This window comes from uncultured Draconibacterium sp., assembly GCF_913063105.1.
Taxonomy (GTDB): Bacteria; Bacteroidota; Bacteroidia; order Bacteroidales; family Prolixibacteraceae; genus Draconibacterium.
Genome location: NZ_CAJXYQ010000013.1, coordinates 84,035 through 96,725, shown reverse-complemented (window position 1 = coordinate 96,725; position 12,691 = coordinate 84,035). Strand labels below are relative to the sequence as shown.

Here is a 12,691-nt window from a genome sequence, read left to right as displayed (position 1 = left end):
ATGACAACTAAAAATCGAACCAGAAGGAATTTTTTAAAAAATGCTTCGATTGGTGGAGCTGGGATAATTCTTGCGCCAACCATTTTAAAATCGTGTGCACCCGGTGCTGCACCAAGCGATAAAATACGAATTGCCCATATCGGCGTTGGCGCACAGTCGCAGCACGAAATAAAATTCTATTTTGTTGACCGCGAAACATTGTTTTCGGTAGCTACCTGCGATCCGTTTAAAACCCGACGCGACAACACCGCCGCTTTTATTAATGCAAAATACAAAGAGCGGGGGTATAATGTTCCCGAAGTTGAATCCATAAAACATTACGAAGAGGTGTTGAGCAGGGATGATGTGGATGCAGTACATATTACCACACCCGACCATTGGCACGTACCCATGAGCATTTATGCGGCACGCGCAGGAAAACACGTAATGGTTGCCAAGCCTTTGGGATTAAGCATCGATAATTTTAAGATACTTGAAAAAGAAGTTGCTGCCAATAATGTAAAATTTCATTATGCGACCCAACAACGGGCACAAGGGCAAATGATTGCCGGAATTGACATGATAAAATCAGGAGCTATTGGTGAAATTGAACAGGTGGATGTTTGGTGTGCCGGTTCAGGTAATCATGGAAATGCAATGTGTGTAGAGGCTGCAGTGCCCGAAGGTTTTGATTACGATTTGTGGACAGGTCCTGCGCCAATGAATCCTTATTGTGCCGAGCGTGTTACCAACAAAGGATCGTGGTATAATTATGATTTTAGTATTGGTTGGCTTGGCGGCTGGGGCGCCCACCCGCTGGACATTATGGTTTGGGGAATTAAAGAGCAGCTTAAAGGAAATTATACTTGCGAAGGAGAAGGTAAATATTGGGATGCCGGAGGTGTTTACAACAATATTAAAAGCTGGGATTTAAAGTTGAAATATGATTCCGGATTAAAGGTTAATTTTCTGAGTTCGGATAGATTAGCAGAGAAAGATTTCTTGCATTACCGTAAGAAAAAGCATGGTAATGGAACAACTTTTTGGGGAACAAAGGGATGGATTTCGTTGAGCCGTGGTGCAGCTGAAGCCAGCGACCCCGAATTGAATGCCAAGCTGGAAGTTGCACAAAGTACTCCAAAAGAGTTTGGGCAAATGTTTGTGGATGTAATTAAAGGTACTATTGCCGAAACCAATCCGTTGGATGAAGCAATTATGTCGGATACTATCAGCCACATGGGCGATATGGCCATTCGGACAGGTACAAAAATTACCTGGGACTCCAAACAAAATAGGGTAATTGATAACGAAGGGGCAAACCAGTATTTTACACGCGACATGAGAAACCCTTATGTGGTTTAAGAAGCGGTAAGGTTGAGCTGTTTGTTTTCAATAAAAGTAAGGAATAAAAAAAAGCTTCAAGGTGTTGAAAATCTTGAAGCTTTTTTAATATTTTGGATGTGGTTGGAAACCACGGTTCTTCTAATTTTTAGTAATCCAGTCGGCAATCCAGTCACCTACAGCCGCTGTACCTTGCGCAGGCCCTTCGGCAATATCTTCAGTAACAAATCCTTCTGCCATCGAGGCAGCTACAGCATCACGAATTAGCTTACCTTCTTCTTTCAGGTCGAAGGCATATTCAAACATCATGGCTGCCGAAAGAATGGTTGCAATGGGGTTGGCAATGTCTTTTCCGGCGGCTTGCGGGTACGAACCATGGATGGGTTCGAATACCGAAGTATGAATACCAACCGAAGCCGATGGCAGCAACCCAAGCGAACCGGTAATTACGCTGGCTTCATCAGTAAGGATGTCGCCAAACATATTTTCGGTAACCATTACGTCAAAGTTTTTGGGCCACTGAATAATTTGCATGGCTGCATTATCAACAAACATGTATTCGGTGGTAATCTCCGGATAGTTTGGCGCCATTTCCTGAGCCACTTCGCGCCATAAACGCGAACTCTCCAATACATTTGCTTTATCAACCACAGTAAGTTTTTTATTGCGTTTTGCTGCAAATTCGTAACCGAGTTTTAAAATACGTTCAACCTCTTCGCGGGTGTAAATGCAGGTATCGAAAGCGGTGTTGCCGTTGTCTTTGCGGCCTTTATCGCCAAAATACATACCACCGGTTAACTCACGTATACAAACAAAGTCAGCACCTTCAACCAACTCGCGGCGAAGTGGTGATTTGTGCAACAACGATTCAAAAGTTTCTACCGGGCGAATGTTGGCGTACAAACCAAGTTTTTTACGCATGGCCAGAAGGCCTTGTTCCGGGCGCACCTTAGCTTTTGGGTTATTGTCGAATTTTGGGTCGCCAATGGCACCAAAAAGCACGGCATCCGATTGCATGCACAACTCGTGCGTTTCTTCGGGATAAGGATCGCCTACCTGGTCGATGGCAGTGGCACCGGTTAAAGCTTCAGTATATTTTAAATCGTGATTAAATTTGCTTGCAACAGCTTTCACTGCTTTCATTGCCTGATCGATAATTTCAGGACCTATCCCGTCGCCGGGAAGTAATGCGATGTTCAGTTTCATTTCAAATTTTTATTTGTCGGCCTATTTATAATGGTTTTGCGCCTGTTTACAAAACTCAAAATATTCCTGTCAATTATTTATTCTTCGTTTTTAAATTCTTCTAGTTTTGTAGCGTCAAATTCGTTTTCAATAACGTTTAACATTCTGATGGTTGCTAAAATAGCCGCTGCGTTCTGGTCGGGGTGCAGACCTTTGGTTTTAAACTCGTGATCGTTACGCCAGGTAATTACCGTTTCAACCAGGGCACTTGTTTTTCCTCCCGGAGGAATGGTAACCACATAGTCAACGAGCATCGGAAATTGTTTGTCGAGCCGTTCGTAAATTTTTCGCAAGGCTTTTACAAACGCATCATACTGGCCATCGCCATCGCTGTATTCTTCGTAAATTTTGTCGGCAATTTCGAGCGAAACATTGGCAACGGGGCGTAATCCCATGGTGTAGCTAACCGAGTAATTAACCACTTTTACCTTTTGTTCAAAGAAATCGTTTTCCAGTACATCGGCCACAATGTAGGGCAGCTCGTCGCTGGTAATGGTTTCTTTCTGGTCGGCAAGCTCTATAATTTTATCGGTAACCTTTTTCAGCGAAGCCTTGTCCAGTTCGATACCCAGTGCTTTTAAATTTTTGTTGATATTGGCTTTACCTGAAGTTTTTCCCAGTGCATATTGTCTTGTGCGGCCAAAACGCTCAGGTAGTAACTCGTTAAAATACAGGTTGTTTTTGGTATCGCCATCAGCATGAATTCCACTGCATTGCGTAAATACAAATTCGCCGATAAGTGGTTTGTTAGTGGGTATTCGGATGCCTGAAAACGATTCAACAAGTTTTGAAACCTTGTTAAGTTCACCTTCTTTAACATTGGTTTTCATCTTCAGGTGATCTTTTACCGTTGCAATTACACTCGATAATGGAGCATTACCGGCTCTTTCGCCAAGGCCGTTAACCGTGGTGTGAACACAGCGCATACCGGCTTTAATGGCGTGAAATACGTTGGCAATGGCAAGGTCGTAATCGTTGTGTGCATGAAAATCAAACTCCACATCAGGGAAACTTTCTATCATTTCGCGACAGAAGTCATAGGTTTCATCCGGATCAAGTATACCCAGCGTATCGGGAAGCATAAAACGCTCAATTTTCTCATCCTTCAGCTGGGCAATCATAAAATGAACATAGTCTTTCGAGTTACGCATTCCATTCGACCAATCTTCCAGGTAGATGTTTACGCTAATGCCCATCTCATCGGCAAAGTTAATTACCTCCTTAATATCGGCAACGTGTTCTTCGGGTGTTTTTCGCAGTTGCTCGGTTACGTGTTTATACGACCCTTTGCACAGCAAATTCAACACTTTTCCACCGGCTTTGGCAATCCATTCCAGCGAAATTTTTCCGTCAACAAAGCCAAGTACTTCAACCTTATCGAGATGCCCCTTTTGAGCTGCCCAACGCATCACTTTTTGGGTGCCTTTAAATTCGCCTTCCGACACCCGTGCCGAAGCAATTTCAATGCGGTCGACCTTTACATCTTCAAGCAGAACCTTTGCCACACTGAGTTTTTCCCCTTCGCTAAACGAAACTCCGGAAGTTTGCTCGCCATCGCGAAGGGTGGTGTCCATAATGGTAAGTTGCTTACCTGAAATTTCTATTGTTTTGCCTGTCATATTTTTTTATGAGCTTAAGTGGCGGCTTCACTTCCTGTGATGCCTCACTGTTGTCTATGTCTGTCTGTTTATATATTGCAGCGAGAAACTCATTCGGAGAGAGCGGCTCGCCAGCTATTATGCCTCTTCAAAAGTTGCAATCTGCTCTTTCATATCAACCAGGTAATCGATATCATCCAAGCCGTTTTGTAAACAGTGTTTTTTGTATGGATTAATCTCAAAATCAACCGATTCGCCTGTTGCCGTTATGGTGAATTTTTGGTTTGGCAAATCAACTTCAAAAGTTGAGTCTGCATCTTTTTCAATCTGAGCAAATATTTTCTCAAGGAACTCGGGAGAAACAACAACGGGTAGCAGTCCGTTGTTCAAGGCATTGCCCTTAAAAATGTCGGCAAAGAAGCTTGATACTACCACTCGGAACCCGTAATCGTAAATTGCCCATGCGGCATGTTCACGGCTCGAGCCACTGCCAAAGTTTTTTCCGCCAACCAGAATTTTTCCGGTGTATTTTTTATTATTCAAAGGGAAATCAGCTTTCGGACTTCCATCGTTCTCGTATCGCCAGTCGCGAAAAAGATTATCGCCAAAACCTTTACGTTCCACTGCTTTCAGGAAACGTGCAGGAATAATCTGGTCGGTATCAACGTTTTCGATTGGCAGAGGTACTGCCGGTGTATTTATTACTGAAAATTTATCGTATGCCATTTTTAGAATATTTGAATGTTAGAATCTCGAATCTTAGAATGTTAAAATTTTGAATATTAGAGTTTATCTGTTTTGAAGCGTTTGACGAGATTTGATGAGTATTGAAGCTATTTCATGAGCCTCCTGGATCATTTTTTCGGTCCGCTCTTTTATCGCTAATTTTTCATCAACTGCAAATTCTAACCAGAATTCGCTTTCATCGGCTTCTTCAATTGATATACTCAGTTTGGAAATAATCATAGGAACGGTATGCGCAACACAGGATGCCCAGTAATTTGCAGCAACAGAAGTAGAACAGCGAATCAATTGCCCCCGAATATGGTTTCCAAGCGTATTTTTAGGCAAATCCAGAGAAAACTTAACACAATCGTGAGCAAATCTCTTTGTCCGAAGTTTTAGGTTCTCCTTAAATTCTGCCAGATTACTTGTTGACATTTCAGTTACAATTTGCGATTTTTTATTCTAAATTCTCCATTCCAATATTCCCTATTCCATCAGCTCTCTCGGGTCGGCAATTACACCAGACACTGCGGCTGCTGCTGCGGTTAACGGGCTGGCAAGCAAGGTGCGTGCTCCCGGTCCCTGGCGGCCTTCGAAGTTTCGGTTTGATGTTGAAACAGCGTATTTTCCCGCAGGAATTTTATCGTCGTTCATTGCCAAACAGGCTGAGCAACCCGGTTGACGCAACTCAAAACCGGCTTCTTCCAGAATCGGAACCAGGCCTTCGGCCTCAATTTGGTTTTGTACTTGTTTTGATCCGGGTACCAGCCATGCTGTAACGTTATCGGCTTTTTTCTTGCCTTTTACAAAGCTGGCAAATTCACGGAAGTCTTCAATTCTTCCGTTGGTACAGCTACCCAGAAATACATAATCCACAGGTTTCCCTTTCATGGCTTCACCTTCGTTATAACCCATGTATTGCAACGACTTCTGATAAGTTGTTTTATCTGTTCCCGACAAACCTTCTGAAGTTGGAATAGTCTGTGAAACACCAATTCCCATTCCCGGGTTTGTACCGTAGGTAATCATCGGCTCAATATCGGCCGCCTCAAAGGTGTATTCTGTATCGAATGCAGCTCCTTCATCGGTTTTTAATTCGGTCCATTTTTTCATTGCTTTATCCCAATCGGCTCCCTGAGGTGCAAACTGGCGGCCTTTCACATAGCTAAATGTAGTTTCGTCGGGCGCAATCATTCCGCCACGGGCACCACTTTCAATACTCAGGTTACAAAGGGTCATGCGGCCTTCCATTGACAGGCTGGTGATAGCCGATCCGGCATACTCGATAAAGTGGCCGGTACCGCCGCTTGTTGATATTTTAGAAATGATAAATAGCGCGATATCTTTTGCTGTAACACCTTTATCTAGTTGTCCGTTAATGGTTATGCGCATTTTTTTGGGTTTAGGCTGCATAATACACTGGCTGGCCAAAACCATTTCTACCTCGCTGGTGCCAATACCAAAAGCAATGGCGCCAAATGCACCGTGGGTGGAAGTATGGCTATCGCCACAAACTATGGTCATACCCGGTTGTGTCAGTCCCATTTCTGGGCCAATAATATGTACAACGCCGTGTCCTTCGGTTCCTAAACCGTGGTAGGTAATGCCATTTTCGGCACAGTTCTTTTTTAACATCTCCACCTGGTTGCGCGATAGTTCGTCTTTTATCGACAGGTGCTGGTTTATGGTTGGTACGTTATGGTCGGGAGTTGCTGTTGTTTGATCCGGGCGATACACTTTTAATCCGCGGTTTTTAAGTCCTAAAAAGGCAACCGGGCTGGTTACTTCGTGTATAAAATGTCGGTCGATGTACAATACATTGGGGCCACCTTCAACCTGTTTTACCACATGTGCATCCCAAATTTTATCAAATAATGTTTTTGCTGTCATAATTTTTCTTTTCTTCTTGTCATTTCGAAGGCTGAAGCCAGAGAAAACTGTTCTGATGGGAGTCAGATTTCTCCTCCTGCGTCGTCGAAATAACAGCCTTAAATTCTATACTTATTCTGCTACAGGCAATTTGTTTATTGCATCAAGAAAAGCTTCAACTGATGCGGTGATAATATCGGTGTGTGCACCAAAGCCGTGGTACATTTTGTCCTGATAATCTACCTGCATGTGTACTTTCCCAATATCGTCGCTGCCACGAGTAATCGCCTGTACTAGGAATTCTTCAATTATAACCTGGCGGTGAATAATTTGTTTAACGGCAGAGATGGCTGCATCAACAGGGCCGTTTCCGGCAGAGGTGGCATCAAATTTTTCGCCTGCAATGTCCAAACGAACTGTTGCCATGGGTTTCAGACTTTTTCCTGAAACCACTTGCAGGTAGTCCAGTTTTATCCGACGTTCTTTACGGGTTGCATCGCCAACGAGCAAGGCAATATCGTCATCACGAATGTCTTTTTTCTTATCGGCCAGATTCAAAAATTCTTCGTAAACTTCATCCAGCTTTTCTTTATCCAGCTCAAAGCCCAACAATTCTAAGCGGTGTTTTAATGCAGCACGGCCACTACGGGCAGTTAACAGAATTGCCGATTCGTTGATTCCCACATCAGTTGGGTCCATAATCTCGTAATTCTCGCGGTTTTTCAATACGCCATCCTGATGAATACCTGAGGAGTGTGCAAATGCATTACGCCCAACCACTGCTTTGTTGGGTTGCACCGGCATGTTCATTAAAGTAGAAACCAGTCGGCTGGTTCCATAAATTTTCTGAGTGTTTACTCCGGTTTCAATACCCAGTGCTTTATAATGCGTTTTTAAGGTCATTACCACTTCTTCCAACGAAGTGTTACCGGCACGTTCACCAATACCGTTAATGGTAACTTCAGCCTGGCGTGCGCCATTAAGAATGCCCGAAATGGTGTTGGCAGTGGCCATACCAAGGTCGTTGTGGCAGTGAGTTGAAATGATGGCCTTATGAATGTTTGGCACGTTGTCCATCAGGTATTTGATTTTTGCTCCAAATTCGTGAGGAAGCGTGTAACCTGTAGTGTCAGGAATATTTACAACTGTAGCACCGGCTTTAATAACCGCCTCAATAACACGGGCCAGGTATTCGTTACCGGTACGTCCGGCATCTTCGGCATAAAACTCTACGTCTTCAACGTATTTCTTAGCGTACTTAACAGCCTCAACCCCACGTTCTAAAATGGCATCAGGATTTGAGTTGAGTTTGTGGTAAATATGAAAATCAGATGTTCCGATACCTGTATGGATGCGCCCTTTTTTAGCGTATTTGAGTGATTCGGCTGCAACGTCAATGTCTTTTTGTACTGCGCGGGTTAAGGCTGTAATTGTTGGCCATGTAACCGCTTTCGAAATCTCTACTACCGATTCAAAATCGCCTGGGCTCGAAATAGGGAATCCTGCCTCAATAACATCTACTCCCAATTCCTGCAATGCTTTGGCAACTTCAATCTTTTCTACCGTGTTCAACTGGCAACCCGGCACCTGTTCGCCGTCTCTTAAAGTTGTGTCGAAAATGTAAAGTCTGTCGCTCATGATTTGTTATCTATTTATGTTATTTTTCTTTTAAGCTAAGTGTCTGTCATTCATGAAAAAAGCCATCCTCAATGTGAGAATGGCTTCTTTATTCCAATATCGTTAATCAACACACCATTCTCAATTCTGTCTTGTTAGAAGAAGAATACCAATAATGAGGCTAAGAAGAGAAATGTTGATATTTTTTGTCATTTGCTTATGATTTGCTGCAAATATGAAAATATTATTTTAAAATGAAAATGAAAAGCCTGTTTTTTCTTAAAAAAAGAAGAATAATACCGAAATGTCTGTTTTGTGTTAACATTGAAGTAACTTTTGTTGAATGCAAAAGTTTCATCAATATAAAATGTTCAGCGACTGATGTCAAGCCTTAATACCTATTGCTCAGTAACAATATCTTGCTCTGGAGAAACATCTTTCTTTTTCGGTCTCCAGAAAATATCGTTTTTAGATAAAGGTCGAAGGTTTATTTTCCACTCGAAACCGGGCAGTGTTTTTTCGCTTTCGTCGAGTTTCAGGATGGGTTTTAGTTGTCCTTCGGGTTGTTTTTGAAAGGCAATGGAGTGAATTTTGCCTTCTTTAAAACGGATAGCAATATTACTGCTTTCGGCTCTGTTTAAACCAATAACTGCTTCCTTATCGCGGGCGTAATATAAGGTTTGGCCGTTGCCGTCAACATCAATGTTATTCAGCTTTCCGTTAATTATATAGCCAATCATGTCTTTTCCCTTAATTTGGTCGAAACGCCCCGAATCTTGCTTCGAGATAATAAAACTGTTTTTCATCAGGTGCATTTCATTGGGCGCGTTGGTGTGCTGTATCATCTCAATGTAATTGGCGCTGAGTTGGTGTTGGTCGCTCCAGATTACCGGGTTGTTGTGTAATTCCACCAGCGAGTCTTTGGTGTAATACATCAGCGAGTCGCAAATGCCCTGCACGTCGGTACGGAAAAAACGTACACCGTAATAGGCCATCACCAGGTTTTCGCCTTCAATGGTGTCCGGAATACTTTTTAGCGTGTCGGCATGCAAAAAAAGGCTGTCGGTTTCGTTGTACGATATAAACACCGCCGAGTCGCTTGCGGTTGCTGTTTCATTCAAATCGTTATAAATAACACTGTTACCTTTTATTATGGTACGGTTATCAAAGTCTTCAATGTGTACGTTTCCGATGGCATAACCATCGCCGTTTTCCTGGTTGTAGCTGATTTGCCTGGCTTGTATCGATTGGGTTTCGTTGAAAACCATGGGGCGTAAAGTCAGATCGGCCTCTCCGCTTTGGGTGTTGTACCAGCCATCTTCGGCATAAAGCGTATTAACCGAGTCGCGAATGGTGGTTGGACCTTTAAAAAAGATTACTTCGGTTTGGGTGTTGTAACGAAGGTCTTCGCTGTTGATGGTGTATTTATGGCTAAATCCCACCACGCTATCGGTAAAGTGGGCGGTGTTGTCATCAAGGTAGTATTTCCCTACTTTGCTTGTAAGTGTGTTCGTGCTGTCTACAATTTTTCCGAAACAATCATAGTAACCAACATTTAAATTCATGTCGTAATCCAATGTGTCGGTGTATAGTGTCATCTCCGTATTCACCAGCTTTACATTGTTGATGGCCTGGGCAAAACTTCTGTCGCCATCGTAATAAACTTTACGGGCATAAAGGTGCAGCGTATCAGCCTGGTTAATATGAACGTTGCCAAATGCGTCTACCCGGTTGGTGCCCTCGTATGTGTATGCGCTGTCGCAGTACATTAAAATGTCCTGATGGCGAATAATTACATTGTTAATCAGGCGTTGGGCGTTGGCAATTTCCTGGCTTTGTTCCAGTGATTCTGCCTGTAAAATTTCCACCCGTTTTTTCTGTTGTGCAGAGGTAGTGCCGGCTACAAAGGTAAGTACCAGCAAGAGCGCAAAAAGCATAAAATTGCGCGAAACAACGTTTTTATAAATTTTGATAAGCAGCATTAAAGCAGTTTGTCGATGATTTGGTCGATTGAAATGTTTTCAGCTTCGGCTTTGTAGTTTTTTATAATGCGGTGTCGTAAAATTGAGGGTGCAATGGCTTTTACATCTTCAATATCGGGCGAGTACTTTCCGTTAAGGGCAGCATGGGTTTTGGCGCCCAATACCAGGTATTGCGAAGCACGAGGTCCGGCTCCCCATTTTAGGTACTGTTTTGAAATTTCGGCGGCATTTTCGCTCTCGGGGCGTGTTTTGGCAGCCAGAGTAACGGCATAACGCAGCACATTGTCGTTTACCGGAATTTTACGAATAAGGTCTTGAAAGTAAAGAATTTCTTTACCTGAAATAACCGGTTTTAACTCGGTGTTTTGTATGGTGGTTGTATTTTTTACAATGGTAATTTCGTCTTCCAGTTTTGGGTAGTCAAGCCATACCGAAAACATAAAACGGTCGAGCTGTGCTTCAGGCAGGGGATAGGTTCCTTCCTGCTCAATGGGGTTTTGAGTGGCCAGTACAAAAAACGGACGATCGAGTTCGAAATGCTGACCGGCAGCAGTTACTGCACGTTCCTGCATGGCTTCGAGCAATGCCGATTGGGTTTTTGGAGGGGTACGGTTAATTTCGTCGGCCAGAATAATATTGGCAAATAAAGGGCCCTGTATAAATTTAAAGTTTCGTTCGTTATCCAGAATTTCGGTGCCTATAATATCCGACGGCATAAGGTCGGGCGTAAATTGTATGCGGTTGTAGTTTAACCCCAAAATTTTAGCAATGGTGGTAACCAGTAGTGTTTTTGCCAGTCCCGGAACACCAATTAGCAGAACGTGTCCTTTGCTGAACAGCGAAATAAGTACTTGTTTTACAATGTCATCCTGCCCGTATATTACGGTTGTTATTTCCTGCTTCAGGTCCTGGTATTTCGCCTGCAGAGTATCCAAAGCTTCAACGTCGTTTTTAAAATTCATTATCAGAAGATTCGTGGGTTATTTAATCCAGTTTTCGAAATTAAAGTTACAGTTGGCATAGGTTCTGTCAATACGAATGTAGGTTTGCGACTGTCGCTCGGAAATCCATTCCTGCAGAACTTGTTCTTTCTTTTTCGCCAAATACATTTCGGCCAGTGTTTGGTAATCGTTTTGCAGGTCAGCTTTGTGTGAGTCGATTTTATTTACCAGCTTAATAATTTTATAAACCTGCTGTTGGTTTTCCATGTCAATGGTTTCAAACGGATCTGATATTTCGTTTAAATTCATTTTTGTAATCACTTTACTCACGTCGGCATCTACTTCTTCAATGGCAAATTTCGACGACATGGTATTTGTGTTAATAGCTACACCTCCGTTATTTCGGGTGTTTTTATCGTACGAGAACATTTGTGCTGCCTGTTCGAAAGCTATTTCATCTTTGCGGATTAAGTTGGCAAGGCTATCCAAACGGTTGTAGGCTTCTTCTTTTGCTTCTACCGATATTTTTGGTTTCATCAAAATATGGCGTGTGTTTACTTTGCCTGCTTTTTTGTCAACCAGTTGAATAATGTGGTAACCAAATGCACTTTTTACCACATTTGATACTTTATCGCCTTTTAGGTTAAAGGCGGCTGATGCATAAGCGGCATCAAGTTGTGCGCGACCCGAGTAGCCTATAACTCCTCCATCTTTGGCTGATGGCCCCTCAGAGTAAATAACGGCCATTGCTGCAAAGCTCGACCCGTTTTCAATTCGTTTTTTTATTTCGCGCAATTTGGCTTTTACGCGGTTTTCTTCTTCAATATCTACTTTTGGCTGAACAGTAATCTGTGCATACTCGTACTGGGTAGGTATGGTCGGAATTTCCTCTTTAGTAAGGTTGCGGTAATTGTAACGCACCTCGGAGGGGGTAACGGTAACATTTTCAACAATTTTTGACCTCATTTGCTGGCTTAGTAACTGTTCGCGGATGGCATCTTGCATATCAGCTTTAATACTGGCAATGGGTTTGTTAAAGTAGGCTTCAACAGCAGCTTCAGTACCAAAGTGCTGGAGGTACATTTGCAACTGTCCGTCCATTTGCTGGTTTACCTGGCTTGGTGTAACTGTAATTAGGGTATCCAGTTCTGCTTCGGCTACCAGCAGTTTATTAATTAAGAAATCTTCCAGAATTTCACATTTCATATCGCCCTCGGAAGTAATTCCCTGTGCCTGCTGATTAATGTGCATATTTTCGATGTCGGATTTCAGAATAATATTTCCACCCACCACGGCTACAATCTGGTCTACAACTTTATCCTGGGCATTTGTTGCTGTTAGCATGGCAAGCAACAGCATTGTTGTTAAAAAAAATCTAGTCATCTTATTTTCT

The 12,691-nt window shown here is 42.8% G+C and carries 10 protein-coding genes; 1 reads left to right on the top strand and 9 read right to left on the bottom strand.

Annotated features, from left to right (window positions below):
- Nucleotides 1-1,341 carry a Gfo/Idh/MocA family oxidoreductase gene (locus QZ574_RS13240; RefSeq protein ID WP_297090256.1) on the top strand — a complete coding sequence of 447 codons (1,341 nt, stop codon included), beginning with the start codon at nt 1-3 and terminating at the stop codon, nt 1,339-1,341.
- Nucleotides 1,342-1,461: 120 nt separating this feature from the next.
- On the opposite strand, the gene leuB is transcribed toward QZ574_RS13240, so the two are convergent.
- The 9 genes from leuB to QZ574_RS13195 all read right to left on the bottom strand — a co-directional run bounded on the left by leuB (nt 1,462) and on the right by QZ574_RS13195 (nt 12,681).
- A complete protein-coding gene (gene leuB, locus QZ574_RS13235; protein ID WP_297090254.1) occupies nt 1,462-2,526 on the bottom strand; it encodes a 3-isopropylmalate dehydrogenase in 1,065 nt (354 codons plus the stop codon).
- A 77-nt stretch (nt 2,527-2,603) separates the two neighbouring features.
- Entirely contained in the window at nt 2,604-4,184 is a 1,581-nt protein-coding gene (locus QZ574_RS13230; RefSeq protein WP_297090252.1) for an alpha-isopropylmalate synthase regulatory domain-containing protein, read from the bottom strand.
- Nucleotides 4,185-4,301: 117 nt separating this feature from the next.
- Nucleotides 4,302-4,889: a 3-isopropylmalate dehydratase small subunit gene (gene leuD, locus QZ574_RS13225; RefSeq protein WP_297090250.1), complete on the bottom strand. Its 588-nt coding sequence runs from the start codon at nt 4,887-4,889 to the stop codon at nt 4,302-4,304.
- Between the two features lie 63 nt (nt 4,890-4,952).
- Nucleotides 4,953-5,324 carry a four helix bundle protein gene (locus QZ574_RS13220; RefSeq protein WP_297090248.1) on the bottom strand — a complete coding sequence of 124 codons (372 nt, stop codon included), beginning with the start codon at nt 5,322-5,324 and terminating at the stop codon, nt 4,953-4,955.
- Nucleotides 5,325-5,375: 51 nt separating this feature from the next.
- A complete protein-coding gene (gene leuC / locus QZ574_RS13215) occupies nt 5,376-6,779 on the bottom strand; it encodes a 3-isopropylmalate dehydratase large subunit (protein WP_297090246.1) in 1,404 nt (467 codons plus the stop codon).
- 111 nt (nt 6,780-6,890) lie between these two features.
- Nucleotides 6,891-8,396 carry a 2-isopropylmalate synthase gene (locus tag QZ574_RS13210; protein ID WP_297090244.1) on the bottom strand — a complete coding sequence of 502 codons (1,506 nt, stop codon included), beginning with the start codon at nt 8,394-8,396 and terminating at the stop codon, nt 6,891-6,893.
- Nucleotides 8,397-8,773: 377 nt separating this feature from the next.
- Nucleotides 8,774-10,357: an OstA-like protein gene (locus tag QZ574_RS13205; protein ID WP_297090243.1), complete on the bottom strand. Its 1,584-nt coding sequence runs from the start codon at nt 10,355-10,357 to the stop codon at nt 8,774-8,776.
- A complete protein-coding gene (locus QZ574_RS13200; RefSeq protein ID WP_297090241.1) occupies nt 10,357-11,319 on the bottom strand; it encodes a MoxR family ATPase in 963 nt (320 codons plus the stop codon). Before QZ574_RS13200 ends, QZ574_RS13205 begins: the two co-directional genes overlap by 1 nt.
- A gap of 18 nt (nt 11,320-11,337) precedes the next feature.
- Nucleotides 11,338-12,681: a peptidylprolyl isomerase gene (locus QZ574_RS13195; RefSeq protein WP_297090238.1), complete on the bottom strand. Its 1,344-nt coding sequence runs from the start codon at nt 12,679-12,681 to the stop codon at nt 11,338-11,340.
- Between the last annotated feature and the right edge of the window lie 10 nt (nt 12,682-12,691).

Coding starts and splice junctions, on each gene's coding strand:
- QZ574_RS13240 (WP_297090256.1), top strand. CDS start 1: ATGACAACTAAAAATCGAACCAGAAGGAATTTTTTAAAAAATGCTTCG.
- leuB (WP_297090254.1), bottom strand. CDS start 2,526: ATGAAACTGAACATCGCATTACTTCCCGGCGACGGGATAGGTCCTGAA.
- QZ574_RS13230 (WP_297090252.1), bottom strand. CDS start 4,184: ATGACAGGCAAAACAATAGAAATTTCAGGTAAGCAACTTACCATTATG.
- leuD (WP_297090250.1), bottom strand. CDS start 4,889: ATGGCATACGATAAATTTTCAGTAATAAATACACCGGCAGTACCTCTG.
- QZ574_RS13220 (WP_297090248.1), bottom strand. CDS start 5,324: ATGTCAACAAGTAATCTGGCAGAATTTAAGGAGAACCTAAAACTTCGG.
- leuC (WP_297090246.1), bottom strand. CDS start 6,779: ATGACAGCAAAAACATTATTTGATAAAATTTGGGATGCACATGTGGTA.
- QZ574_RS13210 (WP_297090244.1), bottom strand. CDS start 8,396: ATGAGCGACAGACTTTACATTTTCGACACAACTTTAAGAGACGGCGAA.
- QZ574_RS13205 (WP_297090243.1), bottom strand. CDS start 10,357: ATGCTGCTTATCAAAATTTATAAAAACGTTGTTTCGCGCAATTTTATG.
- QZ574_RS13200 (WP_297090241.1), bottom strand. CDS start 11,319: ATGAATTTTAAAAACGACGTTGAAGCTTTGGATACTCTGCAGGCGAAA.
- QZ574_RS13195 (WP_297090238.1), bottom strand. CDS start 12,681: ATGACTAGATTTTTTTTAACAACAATGCTGTTGCTTGCCATGCTAACA.